16 protein-coding genes and 1 riboswitch are annotated in these 19,671 nt (G+C 43.7%); of the genes, 3 read left to right on the forward strand and 13 right to left on the reverse strand.

What is annotated here, in order from left to right:
- Positions 1-114: 114 nt before the first annotated feature.
- Positions 115-1,839, reverse strand: coding sequence for a hypothetical protein (locus tag AC0NJP_RS06530; RefSeq protein WP_474699228.1), 1,725 nt, complete (start codon positions 1,837-1,839; stop codon positions 115-117).
- A gap of 191 nt (positions 1,840-2,030) precedes the next feature.
- Here AC0NJP_RS06530 and AC0NJP_RS06535 point away from each other — a divergent pair, with 191 nt between their 5' ends.
- Positions 2,031-2,960, forward strand: coding sequence for a bile acid:sodium symporter family protein (locus AC0NJP_RS06535; RefSeq protein ID WP_474699229.1), 930 nt, complete (start codon positions 2,031-2,033; stop codon positions 2,958-2,960).
- Between the two features lie 50 nt (positions 2,961-3,010).
- On the opposite strand, the gene AC0NJP_RS06540 is transcribed toward AC0NJP_RS06535, so the two are convergent.
- The gene (locus AC0NJP_RS06540; protein WP_474699230.1) at positions 3,011-3,460 is read right to left on the reverse strand and encodes a nuclear transport factor 2 family protein; all 450 of its coding nucleotides are present in this window, start codon (positions 3,458-3,460) and stop codon (positions 3,011-3,013) included.
- Positions 3,461-3,647: 187 nt separating this feature from the next.
- Between AC0NJP_RS06540 and AC0NJP_RS06545 the strand changes: the two genes are divergently transcribed.
- Entirely contained in the window at positions 3,648-3,986 is a 339-nt protein-coding gene (locus AC0NJP_RS06545) for a cupin domain-containing protein (protein WP_474037632.1), read from the forward strand.
- On the opposite strand, the gene AC0NJP_RS06550 is transcribed toward AC0NJP_RS06545, so the two are convergent.
- From AC0NJP_RS06550 to AC0NJP_RS06570, 5 genes are all read right to left on the reverse strand, one after another.
- Positions 3,983-5,308: a sensor domain-containing diguanylate cyclase gene (locus AC0NJP_RS06550; protein WP_474699231.1), complete on the reverse strand. Its 1,326-nt coding sequence runs from the start codon at positions 5,306-5,308 to the stop codon at positions 3,983-3,985. The genes AC0NJP_RS06545 and AC0NJP_RS06550 overlap by 4 nt on opposite strands.
- Before the next feature lie 150 nt (positions 5,309-5,458).
- Positions 5,459-7,300: an asparagine synthase (glutamine-hydrolyzing) gene (asnB, locus tag AC0NJP_RS06555; RefSeq protein WP_474699232.1), complete on the reverse strand. Its 1,842-nt coding sequence runs from the start codon at positions 7,298-7,300 to the stop codon at positions 5,459-5,461.
- Between the two features lie 150 nt (positions 7,301-7,450).
- Positions 7,451-10,027 carry an ATP-dependent chaperone ClpB gene (gene clpB, locus AC0NJP_RS06560; protein ID WP_474699233.1) on the reverse strand — a complete coding sequence of 859 codons (2,577 nt, stop codon included), beginning with the start codon at positions 10,025-10,027 and terminating at the stop codon, positions 7,451-7,453.
- 102 nt (positions 10,028-10,129) lie between these two features.
- Entirely contained in the window at positions 10,130-10,432 is a 303-nt protein-coding gene (locus tag AC0NJP_RS06565; protein WP_474037628.1) for an STAS domain-containing protein, read from the reverse strand.
- 13 nt (positions 10,433-10,445) lie between these two features.
- Positions 10,446-12,200: a SpoIIE family protein phosphatase gene (locus AC0NJP_RS06570; protein WP_474699234.1), complete on the reverse strand. Its 1,755-nt coding sequence runs from the start codon at positions 12,198-12,200 to the stop codon at positions 10,446-10,448.
- Positions 12,201-12,392: 192 nt separating this feature from the next.
- Between AC0NJP_RS06570 and ilvD the strand changes: the two genes are divergently transcribed.
- A complete protein-coding gene (gene ilvD, locus AC0NJP_RS06575; protein ID WP_474699235.1) occupies positions 12,393-14,045 on the forward strand; it encodes a dihydroxy-acid dehydratase in 1,653 nt (550 codons plus the stop codon).
- A 71-nt stretch (positions 14,046-14,116) separates the two neighbouring features.
- On the opposite strand, the gene AC0NJP_RS06580 is transcribed toward ilvD, so the two are convergent.
- From AC0NJP_RS06580 to leuB, 6 genes are all read right to left on the reverse strand, one after another.
- A complete protein-coding gene (locus tag AC0NJP_RS06580) occupies positions 14,117-15,196 on the reverse strand; it encodes a TAT (twin-arginine translocation) pathway signal sequence (protein WP_474699236.1) in 1,080 nt (359 codons plus the stop codon).
- An 84-nt stretch (positions 15,197-15,280) separates the two neighbouring features.
- Entirely contained in the window at positions 15,281-15,655 is a 375-nt protein-coding gene (locus AC0NJP_RS06585) for a rhodanese-like domain-containing protein (protein ID WP_474699237.1), read from the reverse strand.
- 113 nt (positions 15,656-15,768) lie between these two features.
- Positions 15,769-17,025, reverse strand: a complete 1,257-nt coding sequence (locus tag AC0NJP_RS06590; protein WP_474699238.1) for an NAD(P)/FAD-dependent oxidoreductase — start codon at positions 17,023-17,025, stop codon at positions 15,769-15,771.
- A gap of 234 nt (positions 17,026-17,259) precedes the next feature.
- A complete protein-coding gene (locus AC0NJP_RS06595; protein ID WP_474699239.1) occupies positions 17,260-18,081 on the reverse strand; it encodes a MetQ/NlpA family ABC transporter substrate-binding protein in 822 nt (273 codons plus the stop codon).
- A gap of 26 nt (positions 18,082-18,107) precedes the next feature.
- Entirely contained in the window at positions 18,108-18,257 is a 150-nt protein-coding gene (locus AC0NJP_RS06600) for a hypothetical protein (RefSeq protein ID WP_474699240.1), read from the reverse strand.
- A 111-nt stretch (positions 18,258-18,368) separates the two neighbouring features.
- Positions 18,369-18,473: riboswitch (SAM riboswitch) on the reverse strand.
- Between the two features lie 120 nt (positions 18,474-18,593).
- Positions 18,594-19,670 (reverse strand): 3-isopropylmalate dehydrogenase, encoded by a 1,077-nt coding sequence (gene leuB / locus AC0NJP_RS06605; RefSeq protein WP_474699241.1) that lies wholly within the window; start codon positions 19,668-19,670, stop codon positions 18,594-18,596.
- Between the last annotated feature and the right edge of the window lies 1 nt (position 19,671).

Genomic DNA, 19,671 nt, shown 5'->3' on the forward strand with positions numbered 1-19,671 from the left:
CAAAGGAAGTCATCATTGACTTTATACTTATTTATTTTACATTTTAACTATTAATTTACTACAAAAGTATAACATGTTCTAAAAAAATATACAAGAATTCCGTCAGCAAAGAATTTAAAAGGAAGGAGTAAACTCTCGTATCATAATCATAGACTCTTGATTGTCTAAAAAACCAACTTTCACAGTATCACCGGCCTGCAACAGCGGCAAGCGCGGGGAAATCTGAGCCGTACCAGCAAATACGCGCGGGTCGCCTTCTATCATAAAGTAGGTATAAGATTCGCCGCCTTTGACAACAGAGTTTACTCGCAATACTTTTCCATTTAGCCAAATATCGTGATTTTCACTACCAGGAATGAATTGATTCCCCTGGCTAGCGAGCATTTGGCGATAGTTTCTAAGCCCGGTTTCCACATCAGGTCCAACCCCGACAAGATTATAGTTTTCTACCGATACAAAAGAAACAGCCTTTAGTAGCCCTTCTTTATCTTTTAGCGAAGCAATATAAGTTGGTACGCCATAAATATTGTAGAGAATCGGATTGGCTGAGCGATACCCTTTTTCCTGTACCTGGCCCTCTGCCGACTTCTTGGCCCCTTCCTCCGTCGCGCCGGCAACTTTATACCATTTAGCTTCTTTCGTCCGCGAATTCACGAGAACAAAACCAACGGTGCTTTGATCCTTACCGGAAGAAGTGATGCCTGTATACCAATACACACTGCCGTCTTCGCCATAAATCAAATGTACTGTGTCACCAGCTGGCTTTAAGGTTCCCGCCTTCGTAAAGAGAGCATTCCAAAAGCCATTAATATACTCGCCCCAATCAGCAATCTGCTTATAGATTAAATTACCTGGCTGTACACGGTCAATCCATTGCGGCGCATTTTCTAAAGAATAACTAGAAATTTCACCGCTTTCGGCATCGACAACAGCCACCCCGACTGCGTCTGGACCGGAAAATCCGACTTTATTCTTATATAGCGTAACAACCCAGTATGGGTGATAATTATCATCGATTTCAAAAGAAAAGTCGGTCATTCCTACATTATAGAAACCATGAAAATAAAGATAACGCGGCAGATAATCCCACAAAAACCCCTGCGGTTGCACTTTAATATGAACCTCATCGCCATCAACATTTTGTATTAGACGCACATCTTGAGGGTTTGTCGCCGACACCAGAACATAGCCTTTACTGCCAAGTTGATGATTGCTCAACCACTGAAAAAAACCGCGATGTTCGAGCGGTGCGGCATAGTACAGCTTGTCTTGAATTTTTTGCAATACTAATTCGCCTAACTGTACTTCACTGCCTAAAGCAGGTACTTCGCCAATTTTCTTTTCCGCTAGTTTACGGGCCGACTCACTATCAACAATCCGAATCTGCGATAAAGCAATCGGCGCTACATCAGCCGTAAAGGAACTTTCTGTCACAGGTCCTAACAGATTGCGGTAAGCTTGATTAAACAGTAAGGGATTACTTGTAAGAAAGGGGAGAATAAATAGGTTGACTACACCGATCCCAATAAGAATTATGCCAGCTACAGCAAATCCTTTCATTTTTCCCAAAGCTAAAGGCTTCTTATAATAGGAAATATCAATCACTGGGCCTTCGCCATTTACGCGAAATCCCAGCAGACGCAAAAGAGCCAGCAACCAACGGTTCGCCTCCAGCAGTCGAGCCATATTTTTCAGTCCCCGCTGCAACGCATAAAAAAACAAGGCAACGCCCCAAATAATCGCTAACAGGGACCAGTCGATAAAACCGAAAGCAAATACTGGCAAATGAGAAAAAATATAAACTGCTGTAAATAAAACAACAAGAATTCCTACTCGCACAAAACGTCTCTCCTTATGCCTTCTATTTAAGAAAAGTGTAGCATAAAGATTTTCATAGCGCAATGAAAGGCATTCTGTGTCCATTACCGAAATTTTGCCAAATAATAATTTTAAAATCAATCAAAACGGAAAGAGGAAAAGCTCTTTAGATGTATAATTGTAATTAAAATATCTTTATGAAGGAGGCTAATATGGTTGTATTAGAAAAGATTGCGAAACTAATTACAAAACTTTTTCCACTCTGGGTCATCATTTTCTCTCTCTATGCTTTTTTCTCCCCTGATCCACTAAAGCCCCTAGCTCCTTACATTTCTTATCTGCTCGGTGTCATTATGCTTGGTATGGGACTTACAATGTCTATTGATGATTTCAAGCTCGTATTGACCCGCCCCAAAGACGTACTTTATGGCGTAGGTTTTCGTTATCTGATTATGCCTTTTGTTGGCTTTGCTGTCGGTAAACTGTTAGATCTACCGCCAGCCTTGGCTGCTGGTATTATTCTGGTTGGCTGCTGTCCAAGCGGCACTGCCTCTAACGTTATGACCTTTTTGGCTAAGGGAGATACGGCCCTTTCCGTTACGGTATCCAGCGTCAATACCATTCTTGCTCCTTTTTTGACTCCTTATATTTTTCTTATGCTAGCCGGAACTTTGATTCCCATTAAAGCGGAAGCTCTACTCCTTGATATTTTGAAAATTGTTCTTGTACCTGTAGCAATTGGCGTAGGACTTCGTATGGTGGCTTCCGCCTTTGTTGATAAGATTATGAAAATCGTCCCAGTTGTTTCTGTTGTTGTCATTATATTAGTCATTGCTATCGTCATCGCCTTAAACGCAACGAAGTTAGCCGCTGTAGCTGGTGTTGCTTTTTTAGCTGTAGCACTGCACAACGCTTTTGGCTTAGCCTTAGGATACGGCGCTTCCAAAACAGTTGGCCTTACTGAAAAAAAATCAAGAGCCATCACCTTTGAAATTGGCATGGAGAACTCAGGACTAGCTGTAGCCTTGGCCCTAGTTCATCTCGACCCGTCAGCAGCAATTCCCGGCGCGATTTTCAGCGTATGGCATAATCTTACCGGTTCCGCTTTGGCCGGTTTTTGGAGCAACCGTTCCGCTGATTAAACTTCATAAAAAAGGTAGGACGCCTCGCAAAGAGGCTCCTACCTTTTTTGTTACAAGCTAAACAGCATTTTAAGGAGTAATTCATATTTCGCACTTTGATAGATTTTGTTTATATCGACAAGATACCATTCGCCATTGATTTTTTCCAAACCAACTGGCTTTACTTTTACAGTAAAACTATCTTGTCCTTGCAATGTCGCAACAACAACGCAGTAGTTTCCCTGACTAGCCGCTTCTTTGACATGAATCAGCTTCTGCCCCTTAAGATCAGCAATGATTTCACTGCCATTTTCACCATCATTTGCTTTGGGCAAAAACTCAGGAGAAACATACTGGCTGGCATCAGCAAGATGATTTGCCTGAACCGCACTAAAAAAAGCCTTAACCGTATCTTCCGGCGCCAGTCCCGGCACCCGCGGCGTTAAAATCTGAGGTGTACAGCCTCCTAATAGTACAACAAGCAGCAACCCCACCAACCCTAAGTATACATTTTTACGCAATAGACATCATCCTTTCAGTAAGTTTATAATTATGTTAACTTACTAAGCCTATTATAAAGAAAAAATGAAAAACCGTCATAGGTAATTGCTGGTACAAAAAAACTTCCCACTTTTGTGATAAGGATCACATTCGAAGGGAAGTTTATATTTTACAATCATCTTAGATCAACATATGGGAGGAATTCACATGAACCAAGGTTTCTTTAAAAACATAGAAGCAAGTAAAATTAACACTTTTGCCGACTTAGTTGAATACCAAGCTGGCCGCGTTGTCAGTCTAACACTTGTCCAAAAAGAGTTTCTAACAATGACCCTTTTTGCTTTCTCACAGGGAGAAAGCATTAGCACGCATTCATCGCCAGGCGATGCTTTTGTCTATTTATTAGACGGAGAGGCCTCGATCACAATTGGCGACGTAACCCATCAAGTAAAAGCCGGTGAGTCTATTTTAATGCCAGCGAATACACCACACGGTCTGCAGGCTGACAAAAACTTTAAAATGCTGTTGCTCGTTCTCTTCGCTTAATTGGCAGCGCAAGGATCAGGTCCTTGCTGTACTTGATTTCGTCCTGATTTTTTCGCCAGATAGAGACCTTCGTCAGCCCGACGCAACACCTGGTCAAAATCCTTGTCATTAATATAAAAAAGTGTAAACCCAATACTAATTGTCACTTTGATGATTTGCCCATCAGGTAAATGAAAACAGTAGTCTTCCACAGCTTGGCGCATTCTTTCTGCTAGAGAGAGTGCGCCTTTATTATCTGTCTGCGGCAACAACACAGCAAATTCTTCCCCGCCAATACGACCGATTACATCTACCTCGCGCAGAATTTGGCTTAAACACTGCGCCAGCTCTTGCAAAACAATATCGCCGGATTGATGCCCATAGGTATCATTGATGCCTTTAAAATGGTCAATATCTAATACAAGCACTGCCAATTGTTCTTGATAGCGGCTCGCCTGCTGAAAAGCCCGTTCGGCAATTTCCAAAAAGTAACGACGATTATTTAATCCGGTCAAACCGTCACTTGTCGCTAAGCGCCGTAAGTCTTCTTCCAAACGCTTTCTTTCTGTTAAATCAATTTGCATGGTAAGTAAACAAGACTGTCCTAATACCGAAAGCGGTCTTGCGGCAATCATTACCCATCGTACCAGTTGTGTACGAAAAGTGCGAATTTGGGCTTCAAAGCCATCGACAGCCCCTTCCATCGTAAGGTTATGAAGCAGGCGTCGCCGCACCGAGCTGTCCAAAAAAAAGTCTAATGGATAGAGCTGTTCTAAATCGTCTTCCTGCAACTCGTAAAATTCCATAAAACATTTATTACCGTGCAAGATTTTCCCTGACTGACTAATAACAGCTACAGGAAATGGCGCAACTTCAAAGATACTACGAAAACTTGTTTCACTTTCTTTGAGGATCTGTTCATCCCGCTTCATTTTCGTTATATCGGTATAAGTGCGTAAAATAGCGCCACTGGCAAGCGGACGGTTTTCCACGTAAAGCCAACGCAGCTTAGCGAGCGAATCTTGCCAGCTGTATTCTATTTCGTATGACTTTTTCTTACTGATAGATAAAAGATTTTTCTGGAGCAATTCTTCCGGTTGGTTACTACGCCGACACCAGAGCGACAATAAATTCTCATATTCCTGTCCAATATAAACCTCTGACGCTTTAAAGCGTAGCATGCGAACGAATTGACGATTATATAGTAATACCTTGCGTTCACTATTTAACAACAATACGCCCTGGCTCATCGCGTCAAGCATTTGCTGCAGCAATTCCGGGCCAGCGACCGTTCCGCTAAGCTCTGCTAATAAAAGACGGAGCTCTTCTTCTTTTTGGATCATTGCTAAATCCATCCCCCAAAATTCAAATCTAAAGCATACCCGTCCGCCGCCATCGGACCGAATAAAAAACGACAGCTTTCCTGTATTATCCTTAATAATACAGGAAAGCTGTCTTGCTGCCTAGCATTAATTCCTTTGATCTTACTTTCTTTACACAATTTTTACCTGATAATGGGTCAACCACGTATAGACTTGTAAAAAATAAGCAAACAACTGCGCTTTTGTCATCAATTGACCAAACCAGGGAACGCCCGGACCTGTTTCATTTTGAGCAGCATAGGCAAAAAGTTTTTCACTATCAATCAATTGATGAAGCGGACAAAGCGGATCTTTTAATAGCGAAAGCAGTTGATTCTTAACGAGTTCGTAGTAGCCAGGATGATGTGTTTTGGGATAAGGACTCTTACGCCGCCAAAGTACATCATCAGGCAAAATCCCTTGCAAAGCCTGTCGCAGCAGTCCCTTCTCACGTTTTTGATGATATTTCATTTGCCAAGGAACATTCCAGACATACTCAACAATTCGATGATCACAGTAAGGAACCCGCACCTCTAACCCAAAGGCCATACTCATCCGATCTTTACGATCAAGCAGGGTAGGCATAAACCGCGTTAAGCTAAGATAGAAAATTTCCCGCATTCTAGCACCATAGCGTTCCTCGCCCGCCAAAGGGGAAACTTCAGCCAAAGCTTCTTCATAGCGATTCTGCACATATTTTTCCGGTTCTAAGTAGTCGCGAATCTCCGGTTTTAAAAAAGCAGCGCGATAGTCAAGATGATTCGCCCAAGGAAATGTAGCTGCTTCAATCATATCAGGCCGCTGAAACCAAGGATAACCCCCAAAAATTTCATCAGCGCACTCACCAGACAAAGCTACTGTGGCCCCTTTTCTAATTTCACGGCAAAACAAATACAGCGATGTATCAACATCAGCCATTCCCGGAAAATCCCGAGCTATTGTGGCAGGCCCCAACATACTCGCTAACTCTTCATTCGAAAGCAAAACCTTGTGGTGATCTGTCTGTACAAAGCGTTGCATTTTTTCTACCCAAGGAGCGTCGCTGTTAGGCTGAAAATCATTCGCGGTAAAAAACTGCTCGTTATCAATATAATCGACCGAATAGGTACCTAAAACTCGCTTTTCTTGACGATACTTTTCCGCAGCAATCGCAGTGAGCGCACTAGAATCAAGACCGCCTGATAAAAAAGCACAAACAGGAACATCCGCAACAAGCTGACGAATTACCGCATCGGTGACAAGTTCCCGTACTTTTACCGTCGTTTCGGCAAAAGTATCTTCATGTCTTGCCGAAATCAGTTGCCAGTAGGGATACACCTCTAACCCGTTTTGACTAAAGCGCCCGCAAAATCCTGGTTTCAACTCGCTAATGCCTTCATAAATACCTTGGCCTGGCGTTCTAGCAGGCCCCATAAGTAAAATTTCAGCAAGCCCCACTTTACCAACGCGCGGCGCAACGCCGGGATGCTGCAAAAGTGCTTTGACTTCTGAAGCAAAGAGCAGCCTCTTATCATTTAATGCATAAAAAAAAGGTTTTACGCCAATTCGATCACGAGCAATAAATAATTCCTGTGCTTGGTCATCCCAAATAGCAAAAGCAAAAATGCCGTTAAATTTTTCAAGACAGCCCTCCCGCCATTCTATGTAGGCATGGAGCAGCACTTCTGTATCACTGTGGCTCATAAAGCTATGGCCTTTCGCCTCAAGTTCACGTTTTATTTCCAGCGTATTATAGAGCTCACCATTATAAGTAATCGCATATTCCGCTTCGCCTCGTCGACAAATCATAGGTTGGGCGCCACCGACCAAATCAACGACGCTTAAGCGCCGATGCCCCAAAGCCGCATGACCTTTCACATAAAAACCTGCTGCATCAGGTCCCCGCACTGCCAAAGTATCCATCATCGCTAATAGCAGTCTTTCCTGCTCTGGAGCAGGTCTCTGCCAATCGACCCAACCGGTAATTCCGCACATTAAGCTCATCTCCTTTGCACGAACCGCCTTGTCGCGCCATCTTGCCTTGATAAAATAAACTATGCCATAAAAAAATGCTTTGCTACAAAAAGAGGCTGTTGCATAAACTTATTTGCAACAGCCTCTTGGTCTAATCAAACCAAAATCTTTTTATTTATTTTTTGGTGTAACAGTAAATTCAATCGTGGCAGCAGCATGCATAAAAATTGCGCTTTCGGCTGCAATGTCTTCGGCAATCAGGAGTTGACTCAGCTTGGTTTCTACCGTTTTCGTAATAAAGCGGCGGAGCGGCCGAGCGCCAAATTGAGCATCATAGCCATGATCCGCTAAATAGGCTGTCACAGAGTCATCCCATTTCAGCTCAAGCTGCCGTTGCTCTTGCAACCTCTCCTTGAGTTTTTCCAGCAATAGTCCAGCAATCTTACCAACTTCTGGTTTGGTCAATCCCTTAAACACAATCGTATCATCAATTCGGTTTAGAAATTCTGGTCGGAAATATTTTTGCAATAAAGCCGCAACGGCCTGTTTCGCCTCATCAAAATCCTTCGCCAAAATTTCAGACGATCCCAAGTTTGACGTCATAATAATAATCGTATTTTTAAAATCTACAGTACGCCCCTTACTGTCTGTCAAGCGTCCGTCATCCAAGATTTGTAGTAAAATATTAAAAACATCAAAATGAGCTTTCTCAATTTCATCAAGTAAAATAACACTGTAAGGCTTACGGCGTACTGCTTCCGTCAGTTGGCCGCCTTCTTCATAGCCGATATAGCCAGGAGGAGCCCCAATCAATCTAGCTACCGTATGTTTCTCCATGTATTCACTCATATCTAACCGGATTAAATTGCGCTCGTCATCGAAGAGGACTTCCGCCAAAGTCTTAGCAAGTTCTGTTTTCCCAACCCCGGTGGGCCCTAGAAAAATAAAGGATCCAATCGGTCTGCCTGGGTCTTTCAGTCCAGCTCTTGCTCTGATTACCGATTCTGCTACAGCTGTCACAGCTTCTTCCTGTCCAATGACCCGTTCATGCATAATATCAGCAAGATGCAGCAATTTTTGTCTGTCGCCTGTAAGCATGCGCTGTACGGGGATTCCCGTCCACCGACTCACTATTTTAGCAATATCGTCTTCGTCAACTTCTTCCTTTAAGAGGACCGACTGCGCCGCAGCACTGCGCAAAGCCTCTTCCTGCCTTACAAGATTCTTTTCCAACTCTGGCAGACGCCCATATTTTAGTTCGGCTAATTTATTTAAGTCATAGGCCCGTTCCGCCGCTTCCATCTCCGTGCGAACCTTATCAATTTCCGCCTTAATCGCACGCAATTTCACAATTCCGCTTTTTTCATTCTGCCACTGTTCTCTTAGGCTAGCTGATGCACTTTCTAGTTGTTGCAATTCTTTTTGAATCACTGCCAGTCGCTCTTTTGACGCAAGATCGGTCTCTTTTTTCAGTGCCTGCTCTTCAATCTGAAGTTGCAATGTTCGGCGTGATACTTCGTCAAGCTCCGCTGGCATAGAGTCAATTTCCGTCCGCAGCTTCGCTGCTGCTTCATCGACTAAATCAATAGCTTTATCCGGTAAAAAGCGATCGGAAATATATCTCTCAGCCATCATCGCAGCCGCTACTAGAGCAGCATCTTTAATTCTAACGCCATGATGCACTTCATAACGTTCTTTGAGACCGCGCAAAATAGATATCGTATCATCTACCGACGGCTCGGCAACAAGAACTGGCTGAAACCGTCGTTCAAAAGCAGCATCCTTTTCAATATGCTGTCTATATTCATTCAGCGTTGTCGCCCCAATACAATGCAATTCACCGCGAGCCAACATCGGCTTTAATAAATTTCCGGCGTCCATAGCGCCTTCCGCGGCGCCAGCGCCGATTAGCGTGTGCATCTCATCAATAAATAAAATAATCTGTCCCTCGGAATGAACAATTTCATTTAAAACTTTCTTCAATCGTTCCTCAAATTCACCGCGATACTTAGCGCCAGCAACAAGGGAACCTAAATCAAGCGAATAAAGGAGCTTGTCTTTCAAATTCTCCGGTACATCTCCGGCTACAATCCGTCTCGCTAGCCCTTCAACGATGGCGGTCTTCCCAACACCAGGCTCACCGATTAATACTGGATTATTCTTCATGCGACGCGACAGAATTTCCATAACGCGGCGAATTTCTTCATCACGACCAATCACAGGATCAATTTTGCCGTCTTTAGCTAGCTTCGTCAAATCCCGCCCATATTTTAATAGCAGTTTATATTCACCACTGCCTTCACCTTGTTCTTGTTGATAGCGATCAAGCTGCTGTTGTACGCGGCCATAGTCAAGTCCTAACGACCGACAAAGTGCAATGACTTCCTGCTCACCTTCTGTGAGTAACGCTAAAAACAAATGTGTCGGCGCTATCTGGTCTTCATGAAAGGATTGGGCCAGTTGCTGCGCCTTAGCGCTGACGCGAACCATGTCAGTCCCCAGCCGTAAAGCGCTTTCCGCCCCACGAACAGCGGGAATTTGTCCAACAAGACGTTCTGCGCCGCGAACAAGATCGCGCTTTTTAACGGCCAAACTTTTTAAAACATAATCTAGCCACTCCGGTTCTGCTTTTACCAAAGCTAACAGCAAATGCCTTGTCGTCACTTCCTGATGATGGGCTAATGCCGTAATTTGCTGCGTTTCCTGGATCAGAGCCAACCCTTCATCCGTATAATTTTCCTGTGCCATTTCAATCACCTCATCAATAGTTTTCTCCAAAATAAAAAAACTTGCTGCAGGCTACACAGCAAGTTCCTAGTTAAAATTAAATTGCTGCTTTTAACAGCCTGATCAAATTACCGTAAAGACTTTTGTTAAGCGGGTCAATTCAAATAATTCTTTGACGATTCCCTGTAGATCTTTAATTACTACGCCGCCGCCATTTTGCAGAGCCCGTTTTTGAATTGCTACTAACACACCCAATCCAGAGCTGTCAATATAATCAACTTGAGCCATATTAATTACAAAATCTTTATGGCCTTTTTCAATGTAATCTATGAGATTCTGTCTAAGTGTCGCGGCTTCCTCTACATAAATTTTTCCAGACAAACTCACTTGGACTTCATTATTTACTACAGTTACATTTTGTACCATCTTTACTCCTCCTTTAATTCTCAGAACGGCTTTTCTCATCACAACTTAGCACTTCGATCGCTACAACAGTTGCATCATCAGTCCGTTCCTCTGAGTAAGCCAGGTTTTGCAGTCGGGCCATCACATCAGCAAAAGTCGCTTCTTGCGATAAATCGTCCTGCCACAAATCGTAAATCCCATCGGTAAAAAAGTAATATTGTTCGCCTGCCTGAATCTTTTGCTGCTCTTCCTCAAAAACCGTATCTTCTAAGAGACCTAAGAAAGCGCCGGAAACGCGGTGCATTTTAGCAGCTTTTCCTGGTTGCTTCATGAGAAAATAATGAATACCACAAGAAACATAGGTCAGTTTTTGCGCTTTAAAATCAAATTCAAAAATAATAGCTGCAGCAAAAGTATCCTCCGCAAGGTAAGGGGTAATTGCCTGGTTTAACCAAGCCATCTTACTGGCAAGCGAGCCTTTTCTTTCTCTAGTCTGCTCAAACAAAACGCGAATTGCCATCGTTTGCAGCGCCGTCGCTAAACCGTGGCCCATTACATCAAGCACACAGCCATTCAACGTATCATCTATCGGATCATAAGAATAGCCAAAAAAATCACCACTTACATGATTTAACGGCGCATAAATCATATCCATGCTGACGCGATGATTTTGAATCGGAACGGGTAGACTTTCTCTTTGTATTCGACTCGCCAACAAAAAATCCTTTTTTAAAGACTCTTCTGATCGTTTGCGTTCGGTAATATCCTTAAAATTTTTAATCGTACCAGCAAGCTCGCCTGTTGCATCAAAAAAAGGAGTTGTCGAAACAATAAAAGATCGCCATTGTCCATCGCGCCGCTGAATATCGACATCTCTTTCGCTATGATAGGAGCCATCAGCCATTGGCAAAGGTCTATAGGAATCCATCCAGCAAAAAGCGTTGTTAAAAACTTCATAGTCTTTTTTGCCAACGGACTCTTCCCTGGTAATTTGAAAATATTCCATAAAAGCATTATTAATCCGCAAAATCGTAGCATCCGAGGAAACTACGCACATAGCGTCAGCTGCTGAATTGAAAATCCGTTCCAACTCTTCGTGAGCAAGATATAATTCCTCTTGCTGCCGTTTCTGTGTCGTAACATCTTCCTTCACCGCCAAATAATGGGTAACTGTGCCAGAAGAATTGCGAATAGGTACAATGAGCGCATATTCCCAATAAAAGCTGCCATCTTTGCGCTTATTCTGAAATTCACCGCGCCATTCCTTTTCAGACAACAACGTGTTCCAAAGTTCCTGATAGAAATCTGCTGGCTGTTCCCCCGACTTTAAGATACGAGGGTTTTTGCCGTAAACCTCCGCAAAAGTGTAGCCAGTAATTTGCGTAAAGCGCGGATTGACATATTCAATATTTCCCTCTCTATCAGTAATAACAACAGTAACCGGGCTCTGTTCCACGGCCCGAGTCAATTGAAGAATTTTCTCACGTTGCAAATACTGCTTTGTCACATCGCGAAAAGTAACTATGGACAGCATCTTTTCTTCATATAAAGCTTGGGCAACAGAAAGCTCCATCCAAAAAATCTTTCCCGGTTGATCAGCGTCTACAGGCACAACATTTCCTGACTTGAGTTCATAAGGAAAAACTTGTCCTACTTGTAAGGCTGACGAAAAATTCAACCTTTTTTTAGCCGCTTTATTGATAAAAAAGACTTTCTGTTCTGAATCGACTACAAGCATCGGGTCAGAATGGAATCGGATAAATTGCCTGAGACTCGTGTCTTTAGACATAATTTGCTCGCTTTCCTTGCATTAATTTAATCTAGTAAATTTCGTCATTTTTCCAGCTAAGTCCTGCTGCTTATAAAAGCTTTTTCTTTTTTCATAAACAAAAGAGGAATATCTGCCACCAGAGCGAAATGTACAACTTTACACTGTTTTTTATTTCAACACATCGAATTGTTTGGTTAAGGAGGATTACTTATGTTAAGTGATGAAGTGAAAGTTGGTCCGACGAGAGCTGCGCACCGCTCACTCTTTTATGCTATGGGATATACCGATGATGATCTTAAAAAACCATTAATTGGTGTTGTAAACGCCAAAAATGAGATTATCCCAGGGCATATGCACCTTGATACAATTACGGAGGCTGTAAAATATGGTATTTTAGCGGCTGGCGGTACACCAGTAGAGTTTCCGGCGATCGGAATCTGCGATGGGATTGCCATGGGCCATGAAGGAATGAAATTTCCTTTAGCCTCGCGGGAACTTGTAGCAGACAGCATTGAAGCGATGGCAATCGGCCATAAATTTGACGGTCTAGTACTGATCCCCAACTGCGATAAAATTGTTCCTGGCATGCTTATGGCTGCAGCCCGCATCAACATTCCAGCCATTGTCGTCAGTGGCGGCCCCATGCTGCCTGGTCGCTATGAAGGCCGCGATATTAGTGTCAGCACGGTCTTTGAAGCAGCAGGTAAATTTGCCTCTGGCCAAATCGACAAGGAAGAATTACAAAATATTGAGAAAGCCGCTTGTCCTGGCTGTGGCTCCTGCGCCGGTCTCTTTACGGCAAACACCATGAACTGTTTAACAGAAGTTCTCGGCATGGGTCTTCCCGGCAATGGCACTATTCCCGCCGCTTATTTTGGCGCCCGCCGCGCTTTAGCCAAACAAGCGGGGCATATCATTCTTGATTTAGTAAAAGAACAGGTGCTGCCGCGACAAATCCTCACTAAAGAAGCCTTTGAAAATGCGATTGCTGTCGATATGGGTATTGGCGGCTCTTCTAACACGGTGTTACATTTAACCGCGATTGCCCATGAAGCAGGTTTAACGCTCCCCTTAGAATTGTTTGATGAAATCAGCGCCAAAACACCTTATATTACAAAATTAAGTCCTAGCGGCGCCCATCATATGGTCGACTTGAATGAAGCTGGTGGAATAAACGCTGTCCTTGGTGAACTTGCCAAAGCAGATGTCATTCACCAAGACTGTCAGACTGTCGCTGGCACCATTGGCGACCGTATTGCCCAAAGTGCTATTATCAGACCTGATGTCATCCACTCCATCGAAGCTCCCTACCGTAAGCGCGGCGGGATTGCTATTTTACAAGGCAATTTAGCACCAGACGGCGCTGTCGTAAAAGAAAGCGCCGTAAAAGAGTCTATGCTGGTATTTACTGGTACAGCCAAAGTATATGATTCAGAAGAAGCCGCGATTGAAGCGATTATGGGCGGAAAAGTTACCGATGGTAATGTTGTCGTAATTCGCTACGAAGGTCCTAAAGGCGGCCCTGGTATGCGGGAGATGCTAAATCCAACAGCAGTGATTACCGGTATGGGCTTAAACGTAGCCCTGCTCACTGATGGGCGCTTCAGCGGTGCGACCCAAGGCGCTTGCATTGGTCATATCTCGCCAGAAGCCATGGAGGGAGGCCCAATCGCACTAATTCAAGAAGGCGATACGATTCATATTGATATCCCCAATCGTCAACTGGATCTTAAAATTGCTCCAGAGGAACTGGAAAAACGCCGCGCTGACTGGAAAAAACCTGAACCGAAAGTAAAAACAGGCTATCTAAGCCGCTATGCTCGCCTAGTAACCTCTGCGAACACGGGCGCCGTTTTAAAATAAGTTCACAAAAAACAAATGAGAAAAGGCCCTCAACTGCCGCAGGATTCGTTACGGCAAACGAGGGCCTTTTCTCATTCATGCTTTACAAAACGTCGTACTAAGCGCCGTAAGCCATTCATGCCTTCCTGCGCATAAGTATCGTAAAACAACAGAGTTGTCACTTGTGAAAAAATATAGTTTCTTAATTGATAAAAAGGCCTACCTTTTAGATCACTGTCGCTGAAACGATATTCCTGCACTGCTAGTCTTTCTAACAGCGGACTGCTCCACTGGCTGGCTGGTAAACTAACCACCCAATTATGATCTCCCAAATGAGTCATGCAGTTTTCTAGCCGTCTGGGCCGATTCAGAATTCGTCCGCTCGGCTCAAGATATTTTTCTTTTACAGGATCTTTACCAGCAAGAATCGCTGCTGCCCGCAGCCAACCGACAATAAGCGCCTCCGCTTCCTTTGCCGCCAAGTGATTATGGGCGCAAGCCTGCGCAATAATCACTTCCGGCGGAAAATTGCGCGTCATCGTTTCTGCTAGACCAAAGACATGATGACTGCCTGTAAAAGCTAGTGTAGCCTGAGGAAAAATCCGTCCATTCTCCAGCCATTGCAATACCCAAGGCTTTTGGCAATCATGGGCGATCTGCGCCGCAATCAAAATATCTTGATTCGTCGATACAGCATAACTCTCTTCATAAATAGCCGAAAGAGCCAAAGCCGAGCGTAAATTGACTGACGTATGAACAGCCAATCCGCCAGGATAGGCATGATGGCGAAAGTAACCGCTGCCGGGTGCGCTGTAAAAAGGCTGAGGTGCAACTCGATAATCCTTTGCTGGCGGAAACAACGGCAGATTTTTCCCTGTTCCGCTGGAATTTTTGTCATAGAGTCCCGCCGAAACTAGACGATCCGTAATTTTTGCTTGTTCAACAGTTCGACTCAACTTTACCATAAAAGTTGGCGCAGGATTTTCCAAAAGCTGCAAAGTCTGTTTTTTAAGAGCGGTATCGGCAATGGATTCAGCCTGGCTCATTAAATACTTCATATGACAGGCGACGAAAGGCGAAGCGGCAGCCATTTCCTGCGAGGTCATTGCAATAACTTCGCTCAAAGTTTTCAAAGGTATATGATGTAGATCATCTTCTTCACTCATGTTCACAGGTATCTCTCCTTACCACTTCGATCCATACAGCTTTAACTATTAATATAATACAAAAACGGCTGATATACTCTTTATTTCGCCTTAACCCAGGCAAAGTTCCTGCGTTCTGTCAAAAAGGTAGTGACAATTTTTCAAGCCGCCCCGAACATAGTAGATTGTTTTATACCCCTGCGATAACAAAAACTTAGCTGCCTGCAAACTACGACCGCCGCTTTGGCACAAAATATAAACAATTTTATCGACAGGAATTTCCTGCATCCGTTCAGCCAGTTCAGCCAGCGGCAAAGAAATTGTTCCCTTTATATGAAAAGAATCATACTCTTCTCTAGTACGGACATCAATGACAAGAATCTGCTTGCCTGCTAAGGCGATACCGAGCTGCAAAGTCGAAACTGAATGTATTGCTGTCAAACGAATAGGGCCTGGCAAATTCTTCAGTCTTCGCTGCTTTATCACCAGCTTCTTCCTCCTAAAAAAATCCTGCTTTATCCTATTCAAGGCAGTAAATCGAATGTGCCGGAAAAGATGGCGGCAGGCGTTACTGTACACCTGCCGCTATCTTATACTTATTAAGTTTTCGTAATAATCCGCACAGCTCGGTCATAAAAAACATAATCCCAAGCCCACTTAAAGAAAACAAAAACGCGATTTCGAAAGCCCATCAGCGCCATAATATGAACAAAAAGCCACAAAAACCAAGCAAAGAAGCCTGATGTTTTAAAGTTGCCAATTTTGACCACAGCGGCATTGCGACCAATCGTAGCCATAGTACCAGGATCTTTATAACGAAAAGTTACCAGTTCTCGGTCTGCCAACAAATTTTTAATATTTGCCGCCACAACAACGCCTTGCTGAATGGCCACAGTGGCAATTGTCGGCAAAGGTGCGCCATCTTGAATAAACGCAGCCGCATCACCAATCACAAAAGCTTCTTCATGGCCTGGTATCTGTAGTTTTTCATTAACTACAGCCCGCTTTTGCGCCCCTTGCTCAATCGTTAGTTGATCAAGCAGAGCTGCGGATCGAATGCCTGCCGCCCAAATCAAGGTTCTGCTAGGAATCACTTCGCCGCCTTTTAACAGAATCTTATCGCCTTCTACATCAATGACCTGTGCCGCAAAACGAACATCTACTTTTTTATCCCAAAGTATTTTTGCTGTTACCTCGCTTAAATCCGCAGGCATACCTGGCAGTAAATGGTCTACTGCTTGAATCAGCATAATGCGGACCTCTTTGAAGTTAACATTGGTGTATTCTTTCACAAGTACATGATGTACCAACTCTGATAAAGCGCCAGCGCATTCCACGCCAGTAGGACCGCCGCCAACAATCGCAAAGGTGAGCATGGCCCGCCGTTTTTCCAAATCCTGTTCATGTTCAGCCAGTTCAAACATTGACAAGATGTGGTTACGAATTTCAATCGCTTCATTGACTGTTTTTAAACCGAATGATTTCTCGGCCACGTTCTTCATGCCAAAATGATTGGTCTCGCCGCCGACCGCAAGAATCAAATAATCATAGGAAAAATCACGAGAATCGGTCTTTACCACTTTATGATCCCAGTCAATCCCCTGCACTTCAGCCATGCAGAAAATCAAATTCTTTTGTCCCCGTAAAATAGCCCTTACAGGCTTTGCCACATCGTCAGGAGCCAAACCAGCTGTAGCTACTTGATATAATAGAGGCTGAAACAAATGGTAGTTATGACGATCAATCAAAGTAACATCTACTGGCGCATCCGCCAAAGACTGCGCTGCTTTAATCCCGCCGAAACCTGCACCGATAATGACCACATGGGGCCGCTTATTTTGTGAAGGATTATTCATAGTATCACCTTCAATTCATACTAATTTACTAGGAATACTTCCACATGTAACTGACACTTTCCTGCTATTCCCTTCTCTTAGCAAAAAATAATTCTATGATTCGACAAATTATTTGAAAATAATAATAATAGCTAAAAAACTGTCTTTAGCCGCATAAGAATCTTTTATCGATTCCTGCCGCCAAAGACAGTTTCCTGTTTTAATGTATAGATTATGGTTCAATAAAGCCGCTGTTTAAAAAGCAGGAACTACTGCGCCTTTATATTTTTCTTCAATAAACTTCTTAACTTCCTCAGAGTTTAGGACTTTTGATAATTTTTGAATTTCCGGACGGTTTTCATCGCCTTTACGTACTGCTAAGATATTGGCATAAGGCGAATCTTTCGACTCAATAAATAAGGCATCTTTCGTCGGTACCAGTTTTGCTTCCAAAGCATAATTTGTCGTAATCACCGCAGCCCCCAGATCATCAAGGGAACGAGGCAACTGAGGAGCTTCCAATTCGCGGAATTTCAAATTTTTCGGATTGTCTTTAATATCAGCAACGGTTGCCTTAATCCCAACGCCCTCTTTTAAAGTAATCAATCCAGCTTTTTCTAGTAAAGCCAGCGCCCGGCCGCCATTGGTAGGATCATTGGGAATACCTATTTGCGCTCCATTTTGGAGTTCACTAAGATTCTTGATCTTTTTGGAGTAAACGCCCATTGGTTCAATATGAACTGCCACCGTATAGCCCAATTTCAAATTATGTTCCGCACTGAACTTTTCTAAATAAGGAATATGTTGGAAGAAATTAGCATCTAATTCTTTATCAGCAAGAGCCATATTCGGCTGTACATAATCGCTGAATTCAACAACCTGCAAATCAATGCCTTCTTTGGCTAAGGTCGGTTTAATAGCATTCAGAATTTCGGCATGAGGTACGGCTGTCGCCCCTACTTTTAATACTGTTTTACCTGAATTTGATGCTTGTTTTTGTGAATCGCCGCCACCGCAGCCCCCTAGCAAAAAGGCAGTTAGGACTAACGCAATAGCAGCCAAAGAAAATTTTTTCATTTTATGAACCCTCTTTCGTAATTGATTTATAAAACGCCCCATCTTTGTTCAAACTTCACTACAACTCCATTACGAATCACGATCGTAATTTCATGATCCTGCTCGTTACCGAGACTCTCCTGTCTTGCCTGTTCTATTCTTTTTCCTTCACAAGCGCCGGCTTTCACCTCACTCATGGTCCTCACCCTTTCTAATGTTCATTCACAGCAACCTTGTAGCGACTCTTACGAGGGGAAAACGAAAAACCCCTTTCCGAGGAAAGGGGTTTCATATATATCCCGCATTTCCTCTCATCTTTCAAGACAAATACGTCTTGCTGGATTTAGCACCACCGCATTGCTGCAGGTTGCCGGGCGTCATAGGGCCAGTCCCTCGACCACTCTCGATAAGAGTCATAGTTTTTATGAATTTGTTGTTAAGATCATATCACTCTGATAAAAATCTGTCAACAGCTTTCTACTGGAATTTTCTATAATACGTAAAATAACAGACAACAACTTTCATTCCAAAAACTACAATTTGGCCAGTTCTGCCGCCACTAGCTCGCCCATTTTGCTTGTAGATACCTTAGTTAAGCCAATCTCATACAAATCACCGGTCCGATAGCCTTGGGCCAAAACATTGTCAACAGCCTGTTCAATCAAAGTTGCAGCGTTCTCTTCTTTCAGTGAATAACGCAAAAGCATGGCCGCTGCCAAAATAGTGCCAAGGGGATTCGCCAGATCTTGTCCGGCAATATCAGGCGCCGAACCATGGATCGGTTCATAGAGACCAGGGCCTTCACCAAGACTAGCCGAAGGTAGCATACCAATCGAACCAGTTAAAACAGCCGCCTCATCGCTTAAAATATCGCCAAAAAGATTACTTGTTACAATGACGTCAAACTGCTTAGGATTTAAAATAAGCTGCATGGCGCAATTATCAACATAAAGATGCTTAATCTCTAGCTCAGACTCCTTGGCGGCAATGCGATCCATGGTACGACGCCACAGGCGCGACGTAGCGAGTACATTGGCTTTATCAACAGAAGTAATCCTGCGATTACGAAGTTTTGCCGCCGCTACAGCTACAGCAGCAATCCGTTCGATTTCAGCCACAGTATACTCTTCTTTATCATAAGCAGAAGTCAAGCCTGCCGCTTCGTTTCCTTCCTGACGTTCGCCAAAATAAATACCGCCGTTTAATTCTCGGACAATCATAATATCAACGCCATCAACAAGTTCCGTCTTTAAGGGAGACCGCTCCATTAAGGCCTTTGACACCCTGATCGGACGCAGATTGGCAAAAAGCTTTAATTCTTGGCGCAATCCAAGAATCGCCTTTTCCGCCCTTAGTGTAGGCGCTACCTGATCCCATTTAGGACCGCCTACCGCACCAAGCAAAATGGCGTCCGCTTTCCGGCAGGCTTCTATCGTTGCCGTAGGTAAAGGAATCCCCGCAGCGTCCAAGGCAGCACCGCCAGCCAGCGCCGCAGTAAAAGTAACATTCTTGTGGCATTTTCCCAAAGCTTGCGCTAAAATCGGCTCTGCCGCCGCTACAATTTCCGGACCGATTCCATCGCCGCCAATTACCGTAATTTGATAGCTCACA

The organism is Pelorhabdus sp. sgz311002, from assembly GCF_056134285.1.

Bases quoted from the DNA above. Each gene is read 5' to 3' on its own strand.
- AC0NJP_RS06535 (WP_474699229.1), top strand. From the start codon at position 2,031: ATGGTTGTATTAGAAAAGATTGCGAAACTAATTACAAAACTTTTTCCA.
- AC0NJP_RS06545 (WP_474037632.1), top strand. From the start codon at position 3,648: ATGAACCAAGGTTTCTTTAAAAACATAGAAGCAAGTAAAATTAACACT.
- AC0NJP_RS06550 (WP_474699231.1), bottom strand. From the start codon at position 5,308: ATGATCCAAAAAGAAGAAGAGCTCCGTCTTTTATTAGCAGAGCTTAGC.
- asnB (WP_474699232.1), bottom strand. From the start codon at position 7,300: ATGTGCGGAATTACCGGTTGGGTCGATTGGCAGAGACCTGCTCCAGAG.
- clpB (WP_474699233.1), bottom strand. From the start codon at position 10,027: ATGGCACAGGAAAATTATACGGATGAAGGGTTGGCTCTGATCCAGGAA.
- AC0NJP_RS06565 (WP_474037628.1), bottom strand. From the start codon at position 10,432: ATGGTACAAAATGTAACTGTAGTAAATAATGAAGTCCAAGTGAGTTTG.
- AC0NJP_RS06570 (WP_474699234.1), bottom strand. From the start codon at position 12,200: ATGTCTAAAGACACGAGTCTCAGGCAATTTATCCGATTCCATTCTGAC.
- ilvD (WP_474699235.1), top strand. From the start codon at position 12,393: ATGTTAAGTGATGAAGTGAAAGTTGGTCCGACGAGAGCTGCGCACCGC.
- AC0NJP_RS06590 (WP_474699238.1), bottom strand. From the start codon at position 17,025: ATGAATAATCCTTCACAAAATAAGCGGCCCCATGTGGTCATTATCGGT.
- AC0NJP_RS06595 (WP_474699239.1), bottom strand. From the start codon at position 18,081: ATGAAAAAATTTTCTTTGGCTGCTATTGCGTTAGTCCTAACTGCCTTT.
- AC0NJP_RS06600 (WP_474699240.1), bottom strand. From the start codon at position 18,257: ATGAGTGAGGTGAAAGCCGGCGCTTGTGAAGGAAAAAGAATAGAACAG.